This is a genomic window from Ruegeria sp. CDSB086 (assembly GCF_059611065.1).
On record NZ_JBXWOV010000002.1, the window covers coordinates 192801 to 218128 of the forward strand.

The 25328-nt window shown below is 57.7% G+C and carries 25 protein-coding genes; 10 read left to right on the forward strand and 15 right to left on the reverse strand.

Translation table 11 applies throughout. The annotated features are described in order from the left end of the window. Window positions 1-51: 51 nt before the first annotated feature. Window positions 52-1395, forward strand: a complete 1344-nt coding sequence (locus AC2FIO_RS04580; RefSeq protein WP_496695945.1) for a hypothetical protein — start codon at window positions 52-54, stop codon at window positions 1393-1395. A gap of 7 nt (window positions 1396-1402) precedes the next feature. On the opposite strand, the gene AC2FIO_RS04585 is transcribed toward AC2FIO_RS04580, so the two are convergent. The 7 genes from AC2FIO_RS04585 to AC2FIO_RS04615 all read right to left on the reverse strand — a co-directional run bounded on the left by AC2FIO_RS04585 (window position 1403) and on the right by AC2FIO_RS04615 (window position 9296). After that, the gene (locus AC2FIO_RS04585) at window positions 1403-2524 is read right to left on the reverse strand and encodes an alanine racemase (RefSeq protein WP_496695947.1); all 1122 of its coding nucleotides are present in this window, start codon (window positions 2522-2524) and stop codon (window positions 1403-1405) included. Next, on the reverse strand, window positions 2521-3768 hold the full coding sequence (locus tag AC2FIO_RS04590; RefSeq protein WP_496695949.1) for a D-arabinono-1,4-lactone oxidase: 1248 nt from the start codon (window positions 3766-3768) through the stop codon (window positions 2521-2523). Before AC2FIO_RS04590 ends, AC2FIO_RS04585 begins: the two co-directional genes overlap by 4 nt. Window positions 3769-3854: 86 nt before the next feature. Beyond that, window positions 3855-4376 carry a DUF2478 domain-containing protein gene (locus AC2FIO_RS04595; protein WP_496695951.1) on the reverse strand — a complete coding sequence of 174 codons (522 nt, stop codon included), beginning with the start codon at window positions 4374-4376 and terminating at the stop codon, window positions 3855-3857. A gap of 72 nt (window positions 4377-4448) precedes the next feature. Continuing rightward, entirely contained in the window at window positions 4449-5114 is a 666-nt protein-coding gene (locus AC2FIO_RS04600) for an NnrU family protein (protein ID WP_496695953.1), read from the reverse strand. 108 nt (window positions 5115-5222) lie between these two features. Then, complete coding sequence (locus tag AC2FIO_RS04605) at window positions 5223-7289, reverse strand: ABC transporter permease (protein ID WP_496695955.1); 2067 nt, start codon at window positions 7287-7289, stop codon at window positions 5223-5225. Then, the gene (locus tag AC2FIO_RS04610) at window positions 7286-8335 is read right to left on the reverse strand and encodes a quaternary amine ABC transporter ATP-binding protein (RefSeq protein ID WP_496695957.1); all 1050 of its coding nucleotides are present in this window, start codon (window positions 8333-8335) and stop codon (window positions 7286-7288) included. Before AC2FIO_RS04610 ends, AC2FIO_RS04605 begins: the two co-directional genes overlap by 4 nt. A 10-nt stretch (window positions 8336-8345) precedes the next feature. Further along, window positions 8346-9296: an ABC transporter substrate-binding protein gene (locus tag AC2FIO_RS04615; protein ID WP_058275748.1), complete on the reverse strand. Its 951-nt coding sequence runs from the start codon at window positions 9294-9296 to the stop codon at window positions 8346-8348. A 416-nt stretch (window positions 9297-9712) separates the two neighbouring features. On the opposite strand from AC2FIO_RS04615, the gene AC2FIO_RS04620 reads away from it, so the two are divergent. Together AC2FIO_RS04620 and AC2FIO_RS04625 are read left to right on the forward strand one after the other, a co-directional pair. Then, window positions 9713-10375 carry a DNA-3-methyladenine glycosylase I gene (locus AC2FIO_RS04620; protein ID WP_496695958.1) on the forward strand — a complete coding sequence of 221 codons (663 nt, stop codon included), beginning with the start codon at window positions 9713-9715 and terminating at the stop codon, window positions 10373-10375. Between the two features lie 59 nt (window positions 10376-10434). After that, window positions 10435-11109 (forward strand): hypothetical protein, encoded by a 675-nt coding sequence (locus tag AC2FIO_RS04625; RefSeq protein WP_496695960.1) that lies wholly within the window; start codon window positions 10435-10437, stop codon window positions 11107-11109. 3 nt (window positions 11110-11112) lie between these two features. Here AC2FIO_RS04625 and AC2FIO_RS04630 read toward each other — a convergent pair whose 3' ends face one another. Further along, a complete protein-coding gene (locus tag AC2FIO_RS04630; RefSeq protein ID WP_496695962.1) occupies window positions 11113-11511 on the reverse strand; it encodes a c-type cytochrome in 399 nt (132 codons plus the stop codon). 92 nt (window positions 11512-11603) lie between these two features. On the opposite strand from AC2FIO_RS04630, the gene AC2FIO_RS04635 reads away from it, so the two are divergent. Continuing rightward, entirely contained in the window at window positions 11604-12041 is a 438-nt protein-coding gene (locus AC2FIO_RS04635) for a DMT family transporter (protein WP_058275676.1), read from the forward strand. Here the strand turns inward: AC2FIO_RS04635 and AC2FIO_RS04640 are convergent. From AC2FIO_RS04640 to AC2FIO_RS04650, 3 genes are all read right to left on the reverse strand, one after another. After that, window positions 12025-12711 (reverse strand): ABC transporter ATP-binding protein, encoded by a 687-nt coding sequence (locus AC2FIO_RS04640; protein ID WP_496695965.1) that lies wholly within the window; start codon window positions 12709-12711, stop codon window positions 12025-12027. The genes AC2FIO_RS04635 and AC2FIO_RS04640 overlap by 17 nt on opposite strands. Further along, window positions 12704-13999 carry a lipoprotein-releasing ABC transporter permease subunit gene (locus tag AC2FIO_RS04645; protein WP_282168854.1) on the reverse strand — a complete coding sequence of 432 codons (1296 nt, stop codon included), beginning with the start codon at window positions 13997-13999 and terminating at the stop codon, window positions 12704-12706. The genes AC2FIO_RS04640 and AC2FIO_RS04645 overlap by 8 nt, the downstream gene beginning before the upstream one ends. Before the next feature lie 64 nt (window positions 14000-14063). Continuing rightward, on the reverse strand, window positions 14064-15050 hold the full coding sequence (locus AC2FIO_RS04650) for a DUF6492 family protein (RefSeq protein ID WP_496695966.1): 987 nt from the start codon (window positions 15048-15050) through the stop codon (window positions 14064-14066). A gap of 337 nt (window positions 15051-15387) precedes the next feature. On the opposite strand from AC2FIO_RS04650, the gene AC2FIO_RS04655 reads away from it, so the two are divergent. After that, the gene (locus AC2FIO_RS04655; protein WP_058275672.1) at window positions 15388-15738 is read left to right on the forward strand and encodes a hypothetical protein; all 351 of its coding nucleotides are present in this window, start codon (window positions 15388-15390) and stop codon (window positions 15736-15738) included. Window positions 15739-15743: 5 nt separating this feature from the next. Here AC2FIO_RS04655 and AC2FIO_RS04660 read toward each other — a convergent pair whose 3' ends face one another. Both AC2FIO_RS04660 and proS read right to left on the reverse strand, forming a co-directional pair. Further along, window positions 15744-16637: a glycosyltransferase family 2 protein gene (locus tag AC2FIO_RS04660; RefSeq protein WP_496695969.1), complete on the reverse strand. Its 894-nt coding sequence runs from the start codon at window positions 16635-16637 to the stop codon at window positions 15744-15746. Next, window positions 16621-17961, reverse strand: coding sequence for a proline--tRNA ligase (gene proS / locus AC2FIO_RS04665; RefSeq protein WP_496695970.1), 1341 nt, complete (start codon window positions 17959-17961; stop codon window positions 16621-16623). Before proS ends, AC2FIO_RS04660 begins: the two co-directional genes overlap by 17 nt. A gap of 168 nt (window positions 17962-18129) precedes the next feature. On the opposite strand from proS, the gene AC2FIO_RS04670 reads away from it, so the two are divergent. The 5 genes from AC2FIO_RS04670 (at window position 18130) to AC2FIO_RS04690 (ending at window position 23917) form a co-directional block, all read left to right on the forward strand. Continuing rightward, window positions 18130-19494, forward strand: a complete 1365-nt coding sequence (locus tag AC2FIO_RS04670) for an FAD-dependent oxidoreductase (RefSeq protein WP_496695972.1) — start codon at window positions 18130-18132, stop codon at window positions 19492-19494. Continuing rightward, complete coding sequence (locus AC2FIO_RS04675) at window positions 19494-20468, forward strand: isopenicillin N synthase family dioxygenase (protein WP_496695974.1); 975 nt, start codon at window positions 19494-19496, stop codon at window positions 20466-20468. The genes AC2FIO_RS04670 and AC2FIO_RS04675 overlap by 1 nt, the downstream gene beginning before the upstream one ends. Window positions 20469-20558: 90 nt before the next feature. Further along, entirely contained in the window at window positions 20559-21632 is a 1074-nt protein-coding gene (locus AC2FIO_RS04680; protein WP_496695976.1) for an AI-2E family transporter, read from the forward strand. A 1-nt stretch (window position 21633) separates the two neighbouring features. Then, window positions 21634-22323: an HdaA/DnaA family protein gene (locus AC2FIO_RS04685; protein ID WP_496695978.1), complete on the forward strand. Its 690-nt coding sequence runs from the start codon at window positions 21634-21636 to the stop codon at window positions 22321-22323. Window positions 22324-22372: 49 nt separating this feature from the next. Beyond that, window positions 22373-23917 carry a Ppx/GppA family phosphatase gene (locus AC2FIO_RS04690; protein WP_496695980.1) on the forward strand — a complete coding sequence of 515 codons (1545 nt, stop codon included), beginning with the start codon at window positions 22373-22375 and terminating at the stop codon, window positions 23915-23917. A 3-nt stretch (window positions 23918-23920) separates the two neighbouring features. Here AC2FIO_RS04690 and AC2FIO_RS04695 read toward each other — a convergent pair whose 3' ends face one another. Both AC2FIO_RS04695 and AC2FIO_RS04700 read right to left on the reverse strand, forming a co-directional pair. Continuing rightward, complete coding sequence (locus AC2FIO_RS04695) at window positions 23921-24295, reverse strand: hypothetical protein (protein WP_496695982.1); 375 nt, start codon at window positions 24293-24295, stop codon at window positions 23921-23923. 37 nt (window positions 24296-24332) lie between these two features. Further along, complete coding sequence (locus tag AC2FIO_RS04700) at window positions 24333-25328, reverse strand: endonuclease/exonuclease/phosphatase family protein (protein WP_496695984.1); 996 nt, start codon at window positions 25326-25328, stop codon at window positions 24333-24335.

Below are 25328 nucleotides of genomic sequence, written 5' to 3' on the forward strand. Positions count from 1 at the left end.
CACTCGATCCAAGCATTTTCGTTTGCACTGGCCTTCGATTGCGAGGCTCTGTTGCAAATTGTTGACATTGGCAGAACGCTACGCGATTGCGCCGACGCTGGCCTACAGCTGTTGATTCTGGGGATCGCGGTCGACACCGGAACGGTCATAGCAGGCGATACACTGGTCGATCTTGGAGCCAGTCCGACTTGGTGCGATCTGGAAAACTGGCTTGAAAATCTGGCCGGGCGCTTTGTCATATTCAGCAGGCTTGGACGCGAGCAAAGGCTGTACATCGACCCTACCCTGAAATTGTCCTGTTTCTATGATCCAAAGACCGGCCTTATCGGCTCATCACCTTTCATGGCGCTGGACCAACCCATTGAGCCAGGTCGCTATATCCGGGTCGAGGACGTCATGTCTGGGGCAACCAACTTTTCACTGGGCATCACTGGTGATCGCGATTTGCGGCTGGCGCGGCCAAATCACGCTCTTACCCTGGACCGGTATCAGCAATACCGCCATTGGCCCCGGTCGGACGCACCGTTTACCGCAGATGTAGATATTGACACTGTTGCATCAGAAATAGTGACGCGTCTCGGGGCGACAGTTGGTGCGCTTGCGGGATCCTTTCGGGCCGCCATTCCGATTACAGGTGGGTATGACAGCCGGGCACTGGTCGCGTCGGCCAAGGAGCACCTTGAACATGTCAGTGCGTTTTATACGCACCGGATTAACTATCTGTCATCTCTGGATTGTCTGCTTGCCCAGAAAATTGGACAGAAACTTGGATTCGAACCCGATTTGATTGACGGCATGAAGTTGACCGAAAAACGTGACCCCTCGGATGCACCCAGCTTAGAGGAGAAACTATTCGGCCTACGCACGGGCGGGCACACGTCGACGATGGGGTATCGTGAACTGGCGGCACACGAATTCCTGCCTGATGCCGAGATTTCGATGCGTGGAAATGTCATGGACATGAACCGTGCAAATCAGTGGAAAGGGCAGGATGCGTTTCGATTTCCACATCTGGTGCGGCGCCTGCGCTTAAGGGCGCCTGAAGGCATTCCACCCGCTGTCTATTGGCAACGTGAGGTGATGACTTGGCTTGACACACTGCCACCGGAAACGCACCGCTACGCGTTTGACCTATCATTTCTTGAGAACATCCTTCCAAACACAATGGGTGCCGGGCTGAATGGGATGCCGCGTCACTTTACGCTCAATCCGTTCAATGACAGATATCTAATCTCACGCAGTATGAGCATTACTCCTGCCCTGCGCAGGAACGGAGATTTGAACGCGGCGATCTTGCGTCAGTCGGTGCCCGAACTGGCCGAGCTTCCTTACAACCAAGAAATCAAACGCGACCCCGAGGCGCGCCGTGCCGCCGAAGCCCTGTTTGCAGATTAACCGACGCCTAGTTAGGCAGGCATGGCCATTCACTAACCACCTGCCCGCCTCGGACGGCCAGAATGGTGCCGAACTGATTCAGCACAGCCTCGCTTTGATCAGGGCGCAGCAGTGCGATGTCGCCCGGCGATACGTCTGCCGAACGTGGACCTGTCCACACTTCCTGATTGCTTGAACGGCCAAAGACCGCTGAGTAGCCAAACGCTGCTGGGAAAACCGGCTGGGCAAGGAAGTGGCCGCCAAAGATCGCAATATCCGTTTTTTGTCGCGGCAAGAACTCCAGACCCGGCAATGCGTTTCTCGGCATTACTTTCAGAACTGGTGTCGCAATGAACGCGGCTGGGTCAAACGCCTGCGTCGTGGCGTGGTCAAAATCGCCGGGCTTTACCAGGACCGAGCCGAATGCCACCTCATTCGCAGAACCCTCGGCAAGGTAGGATTGAAAGGTCAGGCTGCCGCCTGTGTTCAGACACAACCCATCCTCGTCACGCGGCAAAGCGGCGATGGCTGTGTTGAACGCATCTGCACTGGCCCGAACCGCTCGGTTGCGCAGAATGCCGGGCAGTTTCGCCAAATGCGCCTCGTACCCCATGACCCCGGCAAGCTGCCCGTATGGGTGCGCCATTATTTGTTGGGCAAGTTCTGGGACATTCTGAGAATTTAGCCCGCCACGGTGCAGGCCGATATCCAGTTCCAAAGACAAACGCAGTGATGTCTGGCGATCTGAAGCCAACGCCAAATATTCCCCAAGCCGAGCTGGTGTGTCGATCAACCATTGAACGCGCCTTGCCGCGTCGTGATTGGTGGTCAGAAGCCTTGCAGCCGTACTGACAGGCAGGGGCTTCCCGATCAGATGGTCCGTATCGGGCTCGGCCGTCAAAAGCGCCTGCAACATCGGTTCGGAAAACGTCATCAGGCCAGAGGTCGAGATGCGCTCGCGAATGAAATCCAACAAAGGAAGGCAGGGCAGAGACTTGGCGACCAGCCTGCGGGCCAGCCCAGCGTCAGCAGCCCTTTTCGCGACAACACAATTGGCGTCCAACAAGTCTAAGTCCACTACGACGACGGGCTTGTCGACCCCGTGTGATCGCAGAACATCTGACAGGGCTTTCAGGGCTGCTGCATTCATGGTCGAAACAACCGAGCAAGCGCGGGGGTCAAAAACTTACCCTGTGGATCGAGCCGTTCGCGCAGCGCACAAAACCGATCAAAATCCGGATACATTGCGGACAGGTCTTTGTAAGCCAAATTGTGCATCTTACCCCAATGAGGGCGGCCCCCTGCTTCGACAAATAGCGGCTCAATGGCTTCGAAATACCGTTTATGATCCTCGGCTGCGTCGGCGTGAATAGCGATGGAAATGCGCGGCCCACCCTGGAACGGAGACAGACAGGCCGTGTCGCCAGCAGTCTGGCGCACTTCGATCGGAAAGTAGATGTCCTTGTGGTCGCGATGTAGGCGCGTCAGAACCTCTTGCAGAACATCCCCAGCCACATCTGGCGGCAGATGGAATTCCATTTCCTTGAAACGAATATGCCGGTCGCTACACAAAACCCGCCAGCTTTCGCCGATATAATCCTCGTCCGACTGCGCAAGCGTCAGTAGCTTGAGTATCGCACTGCGCAACCCTTCGCTGATCCGCCCCGCGCTGCGCGCAAGTTTCAGTACCTTTACAGCAATCATATCCAAATCGCGCGGTGCTTTGCTTTCGGCTGCATCCGTGATGGCGTGACGAAGTTCGACAGTCTTTCCGGTAAACGGGATGCAGAAGAATTCGAAATTCCGGTTCTCTGCCCATTTCTCGTGCATCGTGGCCAGACTTTCCTCGACCGAGGCAAGCTGAACCTGACGACGTAAGTTGTACTTTGGCACGACCGAAATCTGCGCTTCGGTCAGAACGCCTAGCATCCCCAAACTGACTTGTACCATCTCAAGCGGGATTTCATCCGAGGTCAGAATATCTCCACTTGCTCCGATCATCCGGGCTGCAGTGATTTCTGCCGCAAGGCACGGCAAGTCCCGCCCGGTCCCATGCGTCGCAGTCGACGCCGCACCCGCCAGCGATTGGGTGTTGATGTCCCCAAGGTTTCGAAATGCCAGTCCTTTGTCCGCCAGCGCCGGTGACAGATCCCGCAACCGCGCATTGGCGTTGACCCACACCCGATCCTGCCGGGCATCACCAAGCGTTGGCAGATCCAAATCAGACAAGTCCACGATCCGGTCACCACCGGCTACGATTGGCGTAAAGGAATGCCCCGCACCCAAGACCCGCAGGCTTTGGGGTCGCGCGATCTCATTTTGCAGTTCAGCAATCGACGTCGGGCGCGCTATTGGCGTATCCGTGCGCTGGTTTCCGGCCCAGTTGGTCCACATGCACTGTCTCCTCCGAGAGAGAGGATTGCAGCACATGCGACACGAAACAAGTTAGGAAAACAGAAGCTTACCCAACGGGAGCTTTGTCAGGCCGCGGCCTCACGTTGCGCAGTGACGCGGTCGAACCAAGCAATGATGCTTTCAGAATCAGGTTCGATCTGTTCGGCAGCACCACCAGTGAACGCGTCGAATTTCTCTTTGTTCAGACCGTTCACACCAACAAGGACGGGAACATCCAGCGCCAGAGCTTCGGCAATTACGGGGCGGAATCCACGCCCGTCAGCCTCATGCTTGCCGAATTTGTTGATGATCAGCAATTGGGGCGCATCGGCCAGCGAAGACGTCACATATCCTGCGGCCTGTTCCAACGCAGCAGGATCCAAACGGCAACCGCGCGACTGCTCACCAAGGGATTGCGAGATGCGAATGGTCTCTCCCTCGGGCAGAACCCGAACATCCATGTCACACTTGCTGCTATCCGCGCATTCGGTATTAGTTTGCACGACTCCGGCAAGGCTCGCGCCTTTCGCGAGCAGGTGTTCGGCAACCGCGCTTAAAAGACGATCGGTTGCGCCGCGGTCGGTGGTAGTGACATAGGCCAGATGCATCTAAGGACCCCTAAGTACAGATTTGTGACATTCCAGATAGCACGCAAGTACTCGCGCGGCCACTCTCTTGCTTTACGGCAGTGGCGACAACCCGATCACAGGCGCGTGCAGATGAAGCAGGGCCATGAAGATGGCGATAGCAACAAACCAGACCCAAGGGCGCGGCCAGGGACGCGGCGCGCGCAGCGACAGACGACCTGTATTGCGGGACAACCAAGTCCATTCCATGCCCATATCGCGTTGTTTACGGCGGTCGATCAAGGCCATGCCTAAGACAGCAAAACCGGCAAAAAGGCCAAACAGGATCACGTGTGACAGACTGCCATTGGCCAGCAGATGCGCCACGGCCCACAGCATTAAGGCGACAAGAATAGGGTGGCGCGTTGTCCGCAGAATGCCCGGTTTTTCAGGATCGAAGGCGCGGCGCCCCATCCCGCCAAAAGAGAACGGGTTTTGGATCGACAAGCCTGCAACCGCCAGCCAACACACGATCGGCATCACCAAGAGTGGTGCCCAGCGAAAAATGGCAAACGGTGGTATGACCTCAACATATGGTGCTTGGGCTGCAGCGACGATCAGCCACGCGAGAACCAATAGGGACAATGCGGAATATGCAGCGAAATACCCCCTGCGCCCCAACATATCGATCAGCCGACCGCGCACGGCCGGTCTTACCGGGATGGCGTGGCTGAGAAGAAAGGTAATCAGTGCTGCGAGGAAGAAGGCCCAACCGGTCATCGTGTTCTCCGAACGTGTTACGCGCGGTCTACGTCTCGAACGCTGTCCGGTCTTTGTCTAAGATCAAGTGCAGGGCAAAAGGGGCGGACGCGCCGCCCCTGCCCCATTTTACAGTCCCAGCGCTTTGCGCCGTTCTTCGGCAAAACCCTGTACGATACGGTCGGCAACAAGCGCCAGAATCGCCATAGCAGCACCGGCCGAGATGCCCAGACCCACATCCGCTTGCCCTAGTGCAAGATAGATCGACTGCCCCAGACCGGTGGTCCCGATCAGTGCCGCGATCACCAGCATTGCAAAGGCATAAAGGATGGTCTGGTTCAACCCCAGCAGGATCGTCGGCGCAGCATATGGCGCGCGCACGTCGCGCATGATCTGCCACTCGGTCGCACCGCTCGAGATTGCGGCCTCCATCATCTCTTCCGGTGTGTTGACCAAACCGTGCCTCGTGTAGCGGATCATCGGGACAATGGCGTAGGCACAGATCGCCAGAAAGGCCGAGAACTCGCCAATCTGGAAAACCATCAGCACAGGGATCAGGAAGACGAACAGCGGGATTGTCTGCAGCATGTCGCAGATCGGACGAACGACCTTCCAGACCGGCAACCATACGGCGCTGGCTAGGCCGATCAAGCCACCTGCGATGGCGCAGGAAAACACCGCAGCACCGCTGAGGTAAAGCGACAGCAAGGCGCGCTCCCACAGGCCGGACACTAGGATGGTGCAAAGCAACCCAACGGAAAGCGCCGCCAGACGCCAGCCCCCCGCGACATAGCTGAGCGCAGCCGCCCCGGTCAGGACGAAGGGCCATGGAAGGTTTGAAATACCCGTTTCCAGCATTCCGATCAGGATCAGAACAACCAAACCACCTGTCAGGTGGCCGCGCCATGCCATCAATGCGGCGATGACGCCGCCGGCAGCAAAAAGGCCAAAGCTCATCCCTGCTGTCCACTGGAAACCCCATGTGAAGGGCAGAACAGCTTGATCCAGTCCGATCCGCAACGGCAACAGCACGTAAAACAACGAGTTGTTCTTGAGAGCATCCAGCCAAGGACCATTCGCCTGCGTGAACGCTGTCAGTCCGCTGTCGACAGCCTCAGCCATCGGGTCCAGCAGGGTCAACTCGGACGGGTTCGGCAGCCAAGCCCAAAAGGCGGCGGTAAACAGGACCGTAAAGCCCAGAACTGCCCAGACAACGCGTGGATCATAGCGCTTACGCTCGGTCGCCAACGTACCGCTCATCCGATCGATCACCACGGCAAAGACCACGATGACGAGACCGGCCATCAGCGACTCACCAAACTGCGCCTTGCGCATGGTCAGAAGAACTTCCCAGCCGATATCGTTGAACCCGCCGATAACGGCGGCGATGATGACCATCGAAAGGGCGGCCATCAGGCATTGGTTTACGCCCACCATGATCTGCGTCGCCGCTGCGGGGATTTCGACCTGAAACAACTGCTGAAACCGCGTGCCGCCGGACATGATGGCGGCCTCTTTGATCTCGGGCTCGACCCGTTCCAGACCCAGCATCACGTTGCGCGCCATTGGCGGGGCCGCATAGATGGCCGAAGCGATCAGCCCTACGACCGGACCAAAGCCGAACAACAGCAACAGCGGGGTCAAATAGGCAAAAGTCGGGACCGTCTGCATCACGTCCAACACCGCCTGAACAAAGGACTTCACGCGCGGCACCTCGTTGGCAAGGATGCCGATGGCACCGCCGACGACTAACGCGACGGGCACAGAAACGGCAACCAGCGCCAGCGTATTCATACTCTCGGCCCAGTAGCCAGATGCCAGCACAAAACTCAGGCCAAAGAATCCCAACGCCGCCATCGGCAAGCCGCCCAGAAACCAGCCCAGCGCCGTCACCAGTCCAATCAGAATCGGCCATGGTGTATTACCTAATACGAAATTGGCCCCGTTCATGGGATATGCCATCAGGTCAGAGAACAACCGCATCGCCGGTTTGATACCGTTCAGAAACCAGTCCAGAAACGCGCCGACCCATTGCGTGGCGGGCAGTTCCCAAGTGGCGGGCCACTTGACCAACCAAGGCGCAAGACCCTCCAACGCAAGGCAAATCGCGCCGACAACGACTGTGATTAATGCCGCCTTCGCGCCAACCGTCAATTGGATCGCGCTGTTGCTGGGGATGTCTGACACGGCAGTCATGTCTCATCCACCTGGAGCGCGGCGGCAAGATCAGAAGGATGAACCGTGCCAACAATATTGCCGTTTTCATCTCGCACAGGAACGGGCTCATAAAGCTCCATGCAATGCGCCAACGCAGCGTCTAGCGTCATCGAGGTTGTCAGGCCAGGATCATCCGGGCCACGTTCAGACTCGTCCCGCATGACCGAGGCAACCTTGGCGTGCTGACCCTTGGCCACGTCTTTCGAGAATTCGCGCACGTAATCATCTACGGGGCGCAATACGATATCCGTCGGCGTTCCGATCTGGACGATCTTGCCATCGCGCATGATGGCGATGCGGTCGGCCAGTTTCAGCGCCTCTTGGATATCATGAGTAATGAAGACGATGGATTTCTTCAGCGTCGCCTGAATGCGCAGGAATTCGTCCTGCAGCTGTCGGCGGATCAGCGGGTCGAGGGCCGAGAACGGCTCGTCCAGAAACCAGATGTCCGGGTTCACCGCCAAAGACCGTGCAATTCCCACGCGCTGACGCTGACCACCGGAAAGCTGACGCGGGTAGCTGTCCTCGCGCCCCTCCAATCCGACCAGAGTGATGACCTCTTGCGCACGGGCCATTCGTTCCTTTTTGCCGACGCCCGATACGCGCAGTGGATAGGCCACGTTGTCCGCAACAGTCATGTGTGGAAACAGGCCAAAATGCTGGAACACCATGCCCAGTTTTTTGCGCCGCAATTCGGTCAGCGCTTTCTTCGACGCGCCGATAACGTTTTCGCCGTCGACACGGATTTCGCCGCCCGTGCCCGGCAGCAATTGCGAGATACAGCGGATCAGTGTGGACTTGCCCGATCCCGACAGCCCCATGATGACGAACAGCTCGCCCTCTTTAACTTCAAAGTTTGCGTCCTGAACGGCCGGGATGAACCCGTGTTCGCGCAGATCGGCGGCGGCTTTGTCTGCGTCATTCCCTGACCGAGACAGCGCGTCGGTCAGGGCTTTGTCTGCGCCTTGACCAAAAACCTGCCAGAGATTCTGGCAGGTAATGGCTGGCGTATTCGCGTCAGTCACTTATGCGAACTCACTGCGTTGCCGCGTCAACAACCGGACGCCATTTGTCTTCGTTCGCAGCCATCCATTCGGCGACAACTTCTTCGACTTTACCGCCGTCAACGTCGATCGCGCCCATCATCGGCTGTTGGTCCTCGACCGCCAATTGATAGTTGGACAGGATTTCATAAGCCGCGGGCCATTTTTCTTCCATCCCGTTCCAGCTGGCTTTGAAGATGCGTGAGGGCGAGAAATCGCAGTCGTTCACGGCGTTCGGGTTCGGTCCCCAAGCCGGATCGTTAAAGCAAGCTTCTTCACCGGCAGGCAATTCAACGAACTGAACGTCATAGGCCGACATCGCCCAATGCGGCTGCCAGAAAGTGATCAGCAGCGGCGACTTGCGCTCGGTCGAGGCGCGCAATTCGGCGATCAGAGCACCTTCGGAACCGGCAGGCACAGCTTTGAACGGCAGTTCAAGACCGGTCATACGGTCAGCGCCGGGCGTACCCCAATCGGCAGGATAGTCGACCAGACGACCACCGGGCAGAGTTTCAGCGGTCGCGAAGACCTGCGCGCAATCCTTCAGCGCTTCCCATGCCGGCAGACCGGGGCACAGATCGGCCACGTGCGCCGGATAAGCGATGCCTTCCTTGGCATCCAGACCCAGATCGCCGATTTCGACGACGGTGCCTTCGTCGATTTTCTTGGCGTATTCGTCCGAGACGTTTGACGACCAGATTTCCAGCGTCGCAGTGATGTCGCCATCCGCGATTGCCTGGAACTGGTTCATCATACCAGCGGTCACGTATTCGACGTTGTAACCTGCGGCTTTCAGCATCTCGCCCGCTACTTGGGTCGTTACGTGCTGACCGGTCCATTCGTTGATCGCCAGTTTGATCGGCTCGTCCACGGCCCCCATATCGGCGGCGTAAGCGGAACCGGCTACCATCATAGCCAACAGGCTGACACTAAGTTTTTTCATCGACATTCTCCCTGTCTTTTTTTGTTTTTCGTCCACCTCAGCGCACAGGTGCGCGCCGGAAGGTTGAACAGACGACAATACCATGTCGCAACATGCACAATATTGGCCGCAAAAGGGAAGTGAACACTTTGAACAAAGGCGGAATTTTTCGCCTTGTATTAAGCCGCAAGTCCCCACTCGCTGCGTTGTACTGATCGCGCGCGTTTTTGCTTAACACAAATATCTGGCGCAGGTCTTTGATTGACGAGTCAATCACAAACCCGAATCCCCTGTTTTGTCGAGCATTTCTTTGCTCGATGTTCGATTTTTCTGCATTTTTTTGATCTTAGACGCACCAAATGTCCAAAACCTCACTCTCTTTGAGACCTTGCAACGAAGCGTTCAACAGGCAACTTTATCGGTGGAGGACATGATTGATGCATCATTTCGATGAAATTTTTGTAATGGCTGCCAATCGCCATGGTGGCCCGGATGCGTTGAATGAAAAATTGAGCAAACCCAAAAGCCTGGCCGAGCTTGCTGAGATGCCGGAAGATCGCTGGCTTTCGATTATCACCAAATCCATCTTTCAGGCGGGGTTCAACTGGAAGGTCATCGAAAACAAGTGGGACGGGTTTGAAATCGCATTTGACGATTTCGATGTCGGACGCTGCGCCTTCATGGATGATGAGAAATTCGACGCCTTGCTGCAGGATACCAGCATTGTGCGCAACGGGACCAAGATCGCGACCGTTCGTGACAATGCTGCATTTTTGCTGGAGCTGCGTGATGAAGGCGGTGTGGGTCAAGTTCTTGGCGGTTGGCCATCTGAGGATTATGTCGGTCTGTTGGCGATGCTGGGCAAGCGCGGGTCGCGTCTGGGCGGGGCTTCGGCCCAATACGCCATGCGATTTGCAGGGCGTGACAGTTTTATCCTCTCGCAAGATGTGACCGCGCGGCTGATTGCCGAAGGGGTGGTCGATAAGGCCCCAACATCAAAAAAGGCGATGGCTGCGGTGCAAGAGGCCTTTAATACATGGATGGATCAATCAGGCCGGTCGCTGACCGAAATCAGCAGGGTTTTGGCGATGAGCCTGTGAAAACGGGTTGCAGCGCGGGCACTTCGCATTAGGCTTTGATTATGGCCTTTCGTATTTTGATGACGCTATTAATTTTGCTTGCTGCCTGTGGTCGCCCTTTGACGGATCAGGAACGCGCATTTGCAAGTGCCGTTCAAGGCGACACGCTGGATTTGGATCGCGTGCGACTTGTCGAAGGTGCGCCGGTAACGCCGATCACGTTTTACCGCAAGGACCGGCCGCGCCTGGCCTGTCGGGAACGTATCCTGCCACCAACCGAAGAAGGGGTCGTAACCGCGAAACCCGCCGCTGTTGCGTTGTTTAATAAGGTCTATTTTAACAAGGACTGGTACCTTGAGGACTATATGTCCGATTTCCCGGAACAGATGGACCTGATTGCCGGGATGTTGCTTGCACACGAACTGACACACGTCTGGCAATGGCAGAACCGCCAGTCCACTGGTTACCATCCCTTGCGAGCCGCCGCCGAACATGGCGGAAGCAAGGACCCGTACTTGTTCGACCTGCAGACATCGCCTGATTTTCTATCCTATGGATTCGAACAACAGGGGGCGATCGTCGAGGAATACGTCTGCTGCCGGGCATTGGACCCTACCGCACCGCGGACCCTGCGCTTGCATGACATGTTGGGCGCGCATTTCGACTTGTCACCGCTGCCTGGCGCGCAGCGCGAGCGTGCCGTTGTCATTCCGTGGAGCGGAGCGAAGGTCGAAGGGATTTGCCGCGAAGGCTAAGCCTTATTGCAGCGTCTCCAGATAAGCCACCAGATCCACAATCGGCTGACTGGTCAGGATCGGCTGCCCATCGGGTGTTTTCATTGTGGTATCCTGCCCGTCGAAATAAGGACCGTAAACCGGCATCGGGCTGCCATGACTGACCAAGGGATCACGCCCGTCGATACGCGCCACAACACGGGCTGTAGGGAATACTCCATCCCTGGATGCCAGCAGGGTCAGATCAGTCGGCTGTATCACCAACACACCAGCCATTGGCCCATGCCCGGTCGCATCGATCCCATGACAAGTCGCACAATAATGCTGATAGAGTTCGGCACCGGTTTCAACGTTCTGCGCCATGGCCGGAGACGCCAACGCAGCAACACTCGCACAAACGGCCCTGAACATCGGTCTGATCATCGCATCCTCCTGTCACGATTGACATTTGCAGGCTTGCCCGCCGGGCGGCTTGGCGCAATGATCCAGATCAACGAAGCGGGAGGATACGGGCAATGACACAATACGCAGCCATTATGCTGGCGGCCGGGATCGGCGTTCCGATTCTGGCGGCTTTGAATGCCGCACTGGGCAAGCTGATCGGGTCCCCGACAACCGCCGGCGTAGTCCTGTTTGCCATCGCGTTCGTGGCGTCAGCCCTGGTCATGCTGCTGTTTCCAGGAATGGAAGCGCTATCCAAAGTGGCCCAAGCCCCGAAACACTTGTTGCTGGCCGGTGTTTTGATTGCGTTTTATGTTCTGTCGATCACGCATGTTGCCCCCCATTTCGGGGTCGGTAACGCAGTGTTCTTTGTTCTGCTGGGACAGCTGATCAGCACGGCGGCCATCGATCATTTTGGCCTGTTTGGTGCTCAGGTCACGCCGCTGACATGGATAAGGGCCGGGGGTATCGCCGTGATGGCGGCCGGCGTCGCCATCACTCAACTGGCTTAAGAACACCCGCCTCCAGCCGCAGTTTTCGGTCCATCCGCGCGGCCAGATCCATGTTATGCGTGGCAATCAACGCTGAAAGCCCTTCATCCCGGACCAGCGACATCAAAGCACCAAATACCTGATCCGAGGTTTCGGGATCCAGGTTACCGGTCGGTTCATCCGCCAGCAAAACGCTTGGCTTGTTCGCCAGGGCCCGGCAAAACGCAACACGCTGCTGCTCGCCCCCTGACAGGGCGGCGGGGCGGTGTTTGGCACGTGCCGCCACTCCAACGCGGTCCAGCAAGGCCATCGCCCTGTCCAGTGCAGCCTTCTCAGATACACCGTTAGCCAGTTGCGGCAGGGTGATGTTTTCCAGCGCAGTAAACTCGGGCAACAAATGATGGAACTGGTACACGAACCCAACGTCCTGCCGTCTAAGCGCTGTACGGGTTCGATCCCCCCTGCCCGCTACATTCTGGCCCGCGATCTCAACTGATCCTTCATCTGGTTTGTCCAGTAGCCCAGCAATGTGCAACAGTGTCGATTTGCCTGCCCCGGATGGCGCGACCAAAGCCACAGCCTCACCTGCGCGCAATTCCAGATCGACCCCACGCAACACCTGCACCTCACCTGGAGTGCCCTTGAGGTAGGTCTTGGTCAAACCGTTCAGCCGCATCGTCAGATCATTCATAGCGCAGCGCCTCAACCGGGTTCAGCCGCGCCGCGCGGCGGGCCGGGAAATAGGTGACGATGAATGACAGCCCCAACGACAGCCCAATCGCCTTGAGAACATCTGAAAGGTGCAACTCGGCGGGTAAGGAGTAGATGCCGCGAATGGACGGATCCCAGACGCCGCCGCCCATGACGTAGTTCACGAATGAGAATATCGGGTCGATATAGATGGCAAACAGGCAGCCGAGGATCACGCCCATGACGGTGCCAATGATGCCTGTGAATGCACCGCAGATGAAAAAGACCCGCAGGATCGACCCTTCGCTCAGGCCAATGGTGCGCAGGATACCGATATCGCGCCCCTTGTTTTTCACCAGCATGATCAGGCCCGACACGATGTTCATTGCTGCGATCAGGACGAGGATCGACAGGATGATAAACATCACGTTGTCCTCAACCTCAAGCGCACGCAGAAATCCGCCCGACGCATCCTGCCAAGTCCAGATCTGGCTGCGCCCGCCTGCGGCCTCGAGGATGGGAATCAGAACCGGGGTCATTTCCTCGGGCCGTTCGACCATCACTTCGATCTCGTCGGCCACACCGTCGCGGTTGAAAAAGCTCTGAGCTTGCGTGAACGGCATATAAACGCGGGTGCGGTCGATGTCATACCGCCCGGCCGAGAACACATAGACCACCTGATAAGCGTTCACGCGCGGAGACGTCCCAAAGGCGGTTTTCACCCCATTGGGTGAGGTCAGTTTGACCGTGTCACCAACCGTCGCTCCGATGCTGCGCGCCACACCGGACCCAATGGCAATCACATCCTCTCCGTCTTGAAACTGGGTCAGATCACCGACGGCTTGTTCGCTTTGCGCGACGCCCGGCAGATCGCGCAAGTCGTCGGGGCGGATACCAAAGACCTCGACCCCGCTGCTGCGATCGCGATTGGTAATCAGGACCTGCCCTTTGACCAGCGGGGCCGCGCGTTCCACGCCCGGAACCTGCGCGATCCGACTGGTCATCTCTTCATATTCCGCGATTGTGCGGTCAACGCGCCCCTGCGCATCAAACTCTCCGGCGGAGTACACAGTCACATGGGCGTTTGCGCCCAGAATAGTGCCGACGAATTCGGACCGAAATCCAGAACGGACGGCCAGAGTGGCAATCAGGGCAAAGACGGCCAGCGTGATCCCGATCAGGGAAATCCACGTCATAACGCTCACGCCACCTTCGACACGGCGCGCGCGCAGGTAACGCCACGCGATTTTCCACTCAAATAGGGCAAAGGGCGGGGGTGTTCTGGCCATGCCTGCTCCGGTTATTTTGTTGTCGCGACCCTTTCGGCATTTCACCGGATGGTCAAGCCGGTTGTCAGCCGGTCAGCGTCGCCGCGCGGTTTAGCACCTCTTCGGCGCGCGGTCGGGTACAAATACCCCTGTCTTCCAACTCGGAAAACACACGATCCCGCAGATCGCCGGGCAACAGCGACAAGGCGCGGTTATGCAGACCCAACGTCAATGCAGCGGGATCATCCAGCATCGCCAACTGCGATGCCATTTCCTCGGGCGAATAGGTCGGCCAGAGCCCGATATTGCATTGCGCGTGGTCCTCGAACCACGGTGCATAGCCATCCGGCGATTTGAGGCAGAACGCATTCAGCAACATGAACTCGGACGGTCGCCTGCGCGATCCGAACAGCGCCTGAACCGAACCGTAGCGATCATTGATCTCGTCCAGCAGCGCCAAGGCCAAGGATCGGCGCATCGCGAAAGGGGTCGCAAATGTCGTAGTCCTTAACCCGTTGAGGTCGGCACCTGACGCGCCCAGAGCATCAAGGCTCTCGACCAGCCAATTGCGGTGGTAATCGCTTTGGACGTCGATGAAAGCGATACGCGCCGCACCGTTGTCAGCAAAGAACTCAGCCGGGTCAAAGCTACGTAGAAAGACATTCTTGGTGTCCAGGATAACCATGTTCTCGGACGCCGCAACGCGCGCGGCGCCCAGCTTCAGAACTTGCTGACTGCGATACCCGTTGGACCCGCGCCACCCCTGCCTGCGAATGCCGGGAATACGAAACCGATTTTCGATCATGATCCGATCCGACAAGGATCGCCGCGCGTACTGACCGGGCTGCAACATCAGGTCATCGCCGCCCAGGACCTGAACCTTGGATCGCAGTGGGCCGTATGAAGCCAAAAGGGGTTCGATTTTTGCCCTGAGCGTATCTTCGTCGCAGTCATTCATGATCACGTGAATCGACGAAACCATGTCCGGATCGACAAAACGGGCAAAAGACAGCGCCTGAAGTTCAAGCAGGGGAAAGTCCTTGGAATACACGACGGTCGCGAAACTCAGCACAGCGCGGGCCCTTTCATCGTTTTGCTCGGTTTATCAGCAATTTCGGCGCGGTCAAATTCACTCTCAAAGCCTCGAAAATGCGAATCAGTAGGGCCACGGGTCGAACGGTCACACGAATTTAAGGAGATCGTCCGCCACCAAAATATACCCCCGGTTGTGACGCTCTTCACAGACAGCCCGGTATTGTTTCAGGTATGAAGTCAATGTGAGCATGGCGAGGCAAACTGAACTCAAAATGCAACATTTGAAACGCAACTTTATTTCGCGTTTTGCTTATTTTTGGAAACTTTGTCACCCTGATTGTGGGGGAATACATTTTTTAGAGCGGGGGTCGCTCATGAGTATTCGAATTGAAACTGAACAACCGGACGCATTTTCGGTCCGACAAACATCAACAGAACTGGATTGTGAATCCGCAGTTCTACTGCGAGCAACGATCCTTCCGATCTTTGCCAGCGCGGCAAGCTGGGCTGGTTTGACCGACATCCTGAACGACAAGGGGTATCGCCTGGTCTTCCGGGATGGACGGATGTGCCTAACCGATCAAACCACCGGAGACCGGATTTGCGGTCTGCGCTTTCTGGGCCTTGAGTTCAGGGATTTGGTGCGACGGCTGGGCCGTCCAGTCGTTGTCGCACGGGGCCATGAGGCAGACGGAGATGTTCTGACCGCCCGACCGACGGCCTGACGCGCCTAAAAGCTGCGCCAGAACTGAACGGATCGGCGCGTCGTCTTCCACAGACTATGGAGCGCGGCGGCTTTGATGGCATCCGACGTGCCGGGCTTTGACAAGCGCTCAAGGATCAGCGCCACGGGCATGTGACCGCGTTGGTAATATCGAGCGAAATCGGACTGTGTCAGGCCATCGGCCGACCTGTACCCGCCGTAGTAATTCATCCAGACACGGGCGTAGTCTTCCGCTGTTGCGTCATCATCGCTGGTGACGCCCCTGCCCCAGAACATGGATATCGGATCATCAATGCGCTCGCCCTGATACCCTTCGGTCAAAAGGCGTAGCATCAGATCGTAATCGGCCGCGACGCTAAACTGCGTGTCATGTCCGCCCAGCGCCAAAAACACATCCCGCTTCAGCAACACAGAGTTATGACAGAACGGCATCCGCTGCAGAATCGCAGTCAGCGACATCCGTTTCTCTCGGCTTTCCGACCCATCCTCGAACCGGCGCAGGGTCGAGCCGAACTGGAAATCCGGCTGTGTCGCTTCAAGGCGATCAGCGACGATGTTCAAAATGTCGTCGGATGCCAGCGAGTCATCCGAGTTCAGGAACAACAGATATTTCCCACGCGCGGCCTTCGCGCCCTTGTTCATCGCGTCATACAAACCGGTATCCGGTTCGCTAATAAACCGGGTGCGAGCCGCGTCCGCGGTCAGGTTCTGTAGAAACTCGACCGAGCCATCACTCGACGCCCCATCCTGAATGATATGCTCAGCCCGGTCGCAATTCTGACGGGCCATGCACTCGATTACCTCGCGAAAACTGTCCTGCCGCCCTTGCGACAGCAGGTCATAGGTCGCGGTAATGACCGAGATCAGCGGCGCGTCTGAGGTATCAGGCGATGCGCTCATAGATCTCGGCGATCTTGGTAACGGCGGCTTCGGGGGACATCTCCTCGCTTTCGCCTGTACGGCGACGGGTCAGTTCAACTACTCCGTTTTTCAAACCGCGCGGGCCAACGGTGATGCGCCAGGGCAGACCAATCAGGTCCATGGTGGCAAACTTGCCCCCTGCCCGTTCCTTACGGTCATCATACAACGGGTCGAGGCCCAGCGCAGTCAGCGCGCCGTAGATCTTGTTACAGGCGGCGTCGGCCTCGTCATCACCCTGTTTCAGGTTGACGATACCGCAATGGAACGGCGTCACGCCTTCGGGCCAGATGATGCCCTTGTCGTCATGGCTGGCCTCGATGATCGCGCCGATCAGGCGGCTGACGCCGATACCGTGGCTGCCCATGTGAACAGGAACCGGCTTTCCATCGGGGCCTTGAACAGTTGCGCCCATGGCTTCGGAATACTTGGTGCCAAAGTAGAAGATCTGGCCAACCTCGATCCCGCGCGCCACGCGGCGGCGCTCTTCGGGGACCTGATTGAACAGCGCCTCGTCATGGGTTTCATCCGTGCGCGCGTATTTCGAGGTGAACTCTTCGAGAATGGCCTGACACTGCTCGCGGCTGTCGTAGTCGATTTGACGATCACCAAAGGTCAGGTCGGTGACTGCACTGTCATAGAACACCTCAGATTCACCGGTGTCGGCCAGAACGAGGAACTCGTGCGTGTTGTCGCCACCGATAGGGCCGGAATCGGCACGCATCGGGATGGCTTGCAGGCCCATGCGCTCATAGGTGCGCAGATAAGTGACCAGATGGCGGTTGTAGGCGTGCAGCGAGTCCTCTTTGGTCAGGTCAAAATTATACCCGTCCTTCATGTAGAATTCGCGTCCGCGCATTACGCCGAAACGGGGGCGGATTTCATCGCGGAACTTCCACTGGATTTGGTACAGCGTCAGCGGCAAGTCTTTGTAGCTACTCACATGACCGCGGAAGATGTCGGTGACCAGTTCTTCGGCAGTCGGTGTGAATAGCATATCCCGGTCATGCCGGTCTTTCATGCGCAGCATTTCCTGCCCGTAGTCATCATACCGCCCGGATTCGCGCCACAGGTCCGCCGACTGAATGATGGGCATCTGGATCGCGATATGGCCAGCGCGTGCCTGCTCTTCATGGATGATGTTTTCCAGCTTGCGCAGCACTTTGAAACCCAGCGGCAACCATGAATAAATTCCGGCAGCAGCTTGCTTGATCATCCCGGCGCGCAGCATCAGCCGGTGGCTGACGATCTGGGCCTCGGAGGGGTTTTCCTTGAGAACGGGCAGAAAGTAACGGCTGAGGCGCATTGGTGAACCTTTGAAGGTGAATTTGGACTTCAAAGTTGCTTATGCCAAAGCCCCGCCGGGGGCAATCATGCATTGGTTATTTTGCGACCTCGGGCCGGTCGGTTTTTTGATTGACCCGCCAGTCAGGGTTTTCAATTGTGACTGAAATACAGAATCCAAGGGGCACCCATGCAAACCATTCAGGAAACCGCGCGTCAAATACCCGTTGTTCATCAGACAGACGTTCTTGTGGTCGGGTCAGGACCGGCAGGGCTGGCTGCCGCGCTGGCCGCCGCTCGGGCCGGGGTCGAGGTTTCGCTTGTCGACCGCTTCGGCTGCATGGGTGGCAACATCACCGCCGTCGGCGTTGAGGGCTTCGCCTGGTATCGCCATGAACAGACGGTCGAAGCTGGCGGAATCGGCATGGAGTTCGAGACCCGCGCCAAGGACATGGGCGCCGCGGTGCCCGAAAGCCAGTCGCTGAGCTATGAGTTGGACAGCGAAGGTTTTAAGCTAGTGGCCGACAAGCTGGTTGAAGAGGCAGGCGTTCATCCGATGCTGCACCGGCAATTCGTCGCTCCGATCATGGAGGGAGACCGGATCACAGGCATCATCACCGAATCCAAAGCTGGGCGCGAAGCGATCCTGGCCAAGGTTGTGATCGACGCCACCGGCGACGCCGATGTAGCACACCGCGCAGGCGCGCCAACCCACAAAACCGCCCGCGAAGACATGATGGCAGCCTCGGTCATGTTCCATCTGGCTGGTGTCGACAAACGCGCCTTTATGGAGGGCGTCAAGGCAGATCCCCAGACCTACAAGGATTGGGGCGGCGGCGGCGAGTGGAACATCGAAACTTCGGGCAAAGAAGACGACATGTTTTCCCCCTTCGTGCACAAGCCGTTCCAGCAGGCCATCGATCAGGGCCTGATCCCGCCGCATCTGAACACCATCGCGGGCACATGGGGTGCAATGCATGACACGGGTGAGCTCACTTACATGAACCTCATCCATCTGGGCGAAATCGACGGGACCGACCCCGACAGTCTGACAAAGGGCGAGATTGAAGGCCGCCGCCAATCCATGCTGGCAATCGAAGCGCTTCGTCGCTTTATGCCGGGGTGTGAAAACGCGCGGCTGCGCAATTTTGGGATGACCATCGGCATTCGCGACACGCGGAAGATCGACGCGGTCTATAACATGACTGAAGATGACGCCCGCCGTCAGGGCCGGTTTGAGGACACGATCGGCATCTACCCTGAATTCATTGATGGCTATGGCATCCTGATCCTGCCGACAACGGGACGGTACATGCAGGTCCCCTATCGCTCGCTGCTGCCCAAAGGTGTCAAAGGGCTGCTGGTAGCGGGCCGTTCGCACGGTGCCGACAAGGTTGCCCATGCCGCGACGCGCAATATGGCTTGCTGCGCGGTCATGGGTCAGGGTGCAGGAATTGCCGCAGCCATGTCGCTAAAAGGCAATCAGGGTCTGCACGAGATGAACCTCGCCCCTGTTCACACTGAGCTGGACCGGCAAGGCGTGAGGATTCACTGATGCAATCAATCCCGACGATCGACATCTCTCCACTGAAAGACACGGCCCATCCGGACCATGACGCAACCGTTCAGCGGATATTGGACGCCTGCACCGACATCGGCTTTCTCTCCATCACAGGCACTGGGGTTTCGCCTGACACCGTTGATCAGGTCCGCGTCAAGACGCGCGCGATCTTTGACATCGATGAACAGAGCAAGTGGGATCAGGCGATCACCCGCGACAACTATCGCGGATATATCCCCATGGGTTTCTTCACGCCCAATGATGGCTCGGGCAAAGCGGACAAATACGAAGGTTACAAGCTTCATTTCGAAGTTTCCGAGGACCACCCGGTTCGCGATGACTGTGCCCTTTATGGACCGAACCTTTGGCCAGCGGAGGTACCGGGCGCGCAGGATGTGATATTGGAGTATTGGTCGCAACTGGACCACGTGGCCGAACTGCTGCTGGGCGCGCTTGAAATCGGTCTGGCTCTGAAGCCCAACGTCCTGAAAGCGGCCTTTGCCACCCCCATGACAAACATGACGCTGTTGCACTATCCGCCGCAGGCCCCGGATGAGGAAGGCTTTGGCATTCATCCGCACAAGGACACGGATGCCCTGACCATCATTGCCCCCGACCCCGTCGGCGGGCTTGAGGTGCAGACCCGCAATGGCGGATGGATCACCCCGGATTGCCCTCCCGGCGGCTTTGTCGTGAATATCGGCGATATGCTTGAGCTTTGGTCCGGCGGACAGCTTAAATCCACTCCGCATCGGGTGGTCAATAAATCTGGCAAAGAACGCTATTCCTTCCCTTACTTCGCAGTTCCGCGTCATGACGTGGTCGTTGAACCGCTACTGCCGCCCCTGCCCGGCTTTGATCGACCATCTGTTCATTGCGGACATTGGTCCGCCGAAATCTGGCGCACCAACTGGCCCGATGAAAATGCCACCGTCGATACACCCGAGCTTGGGACGCTCAGCTCATAATCCTTGGAAATCTCCATGGCATGAACCGCTTGCATCACGTGGCCGCTTACGCCAAGAACACCAGTAAGAGCCAAAAACAAGGGGACGAGCATGGCCTTGCCGGTAAAGGATCAACTCAGGTACTGGGGCGTCGCGGCTGTCATTTTTGTGCTTTGCCTATGGGCACTTGGCGACGTTTTGCTGCCGTTCGTGATTGGCGGTGCGATTGCCTACTTCCTTGATCCGCTCGCAGATCGTCTGGAAAATGTGGGCCTGTCGCGCATGGCGGCTACTGCGATAATAACGGTTGTCGGTATTTTGGGCTTTGCTCTGGCGATCCTGATGGTCGTTCCCGCGCTGATTACCCAGTTGATCGAATTGGTCGAGGTTATGCCAAGCCTGTTCCAACAGCTGCGCAGTTTCATCGAACAACAGTTCCCGTCCCTTCTGGACCGCGAATCCAACTCGCATCAATTCCTTGTCTCTTTGGGCGAAACGCTGAAGTCCAAAACAGGCGATGTATTGCAATCCGTAGCAGCCTCATTGGGTTCGGCGATCAACGTCGTAGTTCTGTTGGTCATTGTTCCGGTTGTGGCCGTCTACATGCTGCTGGACTGGGACCGCATGATCGCCCGGATCGGGGATCTGCTGCCCCGCGATCACGCCCCCACGATCAAACGCCTGGCCGGTGAAATTGACGCCGTCCTGGCCTCATTCGTGCGCGGCATGGGCACGGTCTGCCTGATCCTTGGCACCTATTACGCCGTGGCACTGATGGCGGTCGGCCTGCAGTTCGGACTGATCGTCGGTTTCATCGCGGGTCTGGTCACATTCATTCCCTACCTCGGCGCGCTTATCGGCGGCACGCTGGCCATCGGTCTGGCGCTGTTCCAGTTCTGGGGGGATTGGGCGCATATCGGTCTGGTTGCCGGGATCTTTGCGCTGGGCCAGGTAACCGAAGGCAATTTCCTGACGCCAAAGCTGGTAGGTAGCTCAGTGGGTTTGCACCCAGTGTGGTTGCTACTGGCTCTGTCAGTTTTCGGTGCCTTGTTCGGCTTTGTCGGGATGCTGATCGCGGTGCCCGTTGCCGCGGCGCTGGGAGTGCTGGCGCGGTATGCAACATCGGTCTATTTGGGCAGCCGCCTGTATACCGGCCTCGAAAGCGCGGATCAGGAAGACCTGTAAGATGGCCCTTCAGCTAAGCTTTGATCTTCCGGCGAAAACTGCGCTGGGGCGTGAGGATTTTTTCGTCTCTCCCGCGAATGCACTTGCGGTTGCCATGATCTCGGCCACGTCCTGGCCGGGCAACAAACTGGTTCTGAGCGGCTCTGCGGGTGCAGGTAAAACCCATCTGGCACAAGTCTGGGCGGCCGAAACCGGTGGTCGGATCATTCAGGCCGTGGATGTGCGTCACGAAGACGTGCCGGATCTGGCACGCGCGCCTGTCGCGGTTGAAGACGTCCCGATGATCGCGGACGACTTAGAACAACAGAAAACACTGTTTCACCTGCACAATCTTGTGTTGGCCGAAGGCAACGCCCTTCTTATGACTGGCCGGCTGGCCCCTAATTTCTGGCAACTTCCGTTGCCCGATCTCCAAAGCCGGATCGAGGGTGCGCATCACGTAGCGCTTGACCCGCCGGATGACGCATTGCTGGGCGCGGTTCTGGCCAAGCTATTCGTGGATCGGCAGTTGAACCCCAGCCCCGAGGTTATCGCCTATCTGGTCAAACATATGGACCGGCGCTTTGAAACTGCCGCCAGTGTGGTGGCGCAACTGGACCAGCTTGCGCTATCGGAAAAGCGCGACATTACCCGCGCCTTGGCGGTGCGTGTTTTGAGCGCAGATTTGGATGATATCCAATCTGGGAATTGACCCACGCCGGGTCATCTCGCATTCTGCACGCGGAATATCTGGAAGAGACATGGATCAGACTGTCGTTACCGAAATCCCTGACTGGGGTCCGTTCGGAAAGCCCCTCTTTGATGACCCCCAAGCCCGAGCTCTGTCACGCGTGGGCGTGGTTGACGTCGGATCAAACTCAGTCCGGATGGTGATCTTTGACGGTGCAGCGCGCTCACCGGCCTATTTCTACAATGAAAAAGTGATGTGCGAGCTGGGCGCGGGCCTGTCAGACACAGGGCGGCTCAATCCAACGGGTCGCCAGCGCGCTCTGGCCGCTTTGGGCCGGTTTGCCCAACTCTCCGATGACCTTGGCCTGCCCGGCCTGCATGTCGTCGCCACCGCAGCCGTACGCGAGGCCGAGGATGGCCCCGAGTTTTGTGCCGTGGTCAAAGCCGAAACCGGCCTGACCGTATCGGTCATCAACGGCGATGAGGAAGCTCGCCTTTCCGCGCAGGGTGTCCTGCTTGGGTGGCCCGGCGCATATGGCCTGATCTGTGACATCGGCGGGTCCTCAATGGAATTAGCCGAGATCGGAGACGGCGGCGTCGGCCGGCGCCTGACCTCGGTGCTGGGGCCGCTGAAACTGCGGGACATCAAAGGTGGCCGGCGTGCGCGCAAGGCGCACATCAAAGCCACGATGGAGGATCTGCGCGACCAGATGGGGCCGCAACGGGACCGGTTGTTCCTAGTGGGCGGAAGCTGGCGGGCCTTTGCGCGTCTGGACATGCTGCGCCGGGGTTATCCCCTGAACGTGCTGCATGAATATCGCATGACCACCAAGCAGGTGCGCGAGACCATTAAATTCATCGAAAAAGGTGACCCGGAAAAGCTGCGCAGCAAAGCCGGTGTGTCGGGATCACGGATGGCGCTGATCCCCTATGCGATGGATGTGCTGGCACGCTTGATCCGCACGTTCAAACCCAAGGATATCGCCATTTCCAGCTATGGTATCCGCGAGGGTCTGCTTTACGAGCAGATGCCACAAAACCTGCGGGACCGCGATCCGTTGATCGAGGCGAGCCGTTTTTCCGAAGCCAAGGACGCCCGCCTGCCCGGTTTCGGAAAACATCTGCTAGATTTCGTGATGCCGCTGTTCAAATCAGCCCCACCCGCGCGCATCCGCCTGATAAAGGCGGCCTGTCTGTTGCACGACGTCAGCTGGCGCGCACATCCTGACTATCGCGCCGAGGTCTGTTTCGACTACGTCACACGTGCCAATCTGGGCGGCTTGAAGCACTCAGAACGAGTCTATATTGGGCTGGCCCTGCAGCACCGGTATCGCAACAAACGCGAGGGCAACCGGTTCACCGCACTGTACGAACTCCTAGACGAGAAAGACCAGAAACAGGCCGAGATCTTGGGCAAGGCTATGCGGTTTGGTGCCATGCTGTGGATGCAGAACGATGCGCCGATGGCGACTTTGAAATTTTACCCCAAGAAGCAACAACTGGACCTGTTCTTGCCAACTGCAGCACGCCCTCTGTTCAACGAAGTGGCCGAGGCACGGCTAAAGTCACTCGGCAACGCTTTGAAATCCGAAACCCGCGTCATCATCCGGGGCTAGATATCAAATCTCGGTTTCGCCCTCGGGCGGGCCTTCAGGGATCTCTGGCTGTATTTCTGGGTCCTGCGGCGGCTTTTTGCGGATAATTATATCGCCGTTAGGCAGGATCTCGGGTGCTTCATAGGCGCTCCAATCCTCAATCTCATCTGCCAGCTCGGCCAAGGCGGGGCCCATTTCCGCAATAAATGACTGCATTGCAGGGCCAAACTGTTCAGCGAGTCCCAGCAGTTCATCCAATGCAGGCTCCATCTCCTGGCGCAAGCCTTCAAAGAACAGCTCTGCCCCCTGCTCCATCAGGGATTTGTTCCCCTCTTCCTCGGCAGAAGCCGGAAGGGCCATAGTGACGGTCAACGCGCAGATTGGAATGAAACGTTTCATATCGAAAATATAGGGCAACTGAAACGCGGTTGAAAGATCACAGCTCGATATCCAGAGTGACAGGGAAATGGTCAGACGCGGTTAGCAACGCTGCATGTAGATCCTGCGCATCACGGCAAGCCGGATCGCGAAACGGATGCCATATGCGCCAGTCCGGGCGACGATCCTTTAACCCATCGCTGATCATAATATAGTCCAGCAACGCCTCAAGATACCCGCGATCTTGGGGCCGATAAAAGCGCGCGGTCGACGGGCGTTCACCCGGTTCTGACCCGAAGGCCGTATCCGCGTGGGGGTCAAACACCCCCGATTGCAGCAGGATTTCAACCGATGAGCGACCAAACAAGTTTTCGAACTCGTCCAGCCCCGGACCATCGTTCAGATCGCCCATTAAGATCACCTGTTCATCAGCCGCCAGATGCGCCTTGATCCGCCTGCCCAGCCAGATCGCCTGAGCCAGCTGTTTTCGGCGATTGGCGATCGAGATGCGGATCGCCGCATCGCGGGTTTCCGCCCCATGAGGCGCCTTTGACTTCAGATGCGCGCCAATAAGACGGAACCGTTCGCCTGCCTTGGTTTCAACTGCCAATTCCATAGGCGGCTTGGAAAACTGCACCTGATCCTCAGTTGCGTCGATATCGAGGTCGATGTGAAACACGTGATCGAAACGCGGAGACCGTTGCCCTCCGTCTTTTGGATCATGTCGCACCGTCAGAACGCGCGGGTCATACAACAAGGCCAGTTCTTGGTGCGTATCGTTGGCAAATCCCATCACGGCTTCGCTGGTGCGCAGATCGAAAGCCTCGGCAAAGTTTTGTAGCGCGCGGACCGTGTTCTGAGATTTCCCTGTGTTTGGTGCTTCGACAACCAGCACAGCATCCGCATCGATCGCCGTCAGAACCTTGGCGATAGCCTCGATCTGCTGCGCATTGGTGACATCATGGCGACCTGACCAACTGTCATCGGCGATCAGTTCGTCATGACGATCAAACAGGTTGGCGAACCACTCGATGTTATAAGTCGCGAGGCGCAT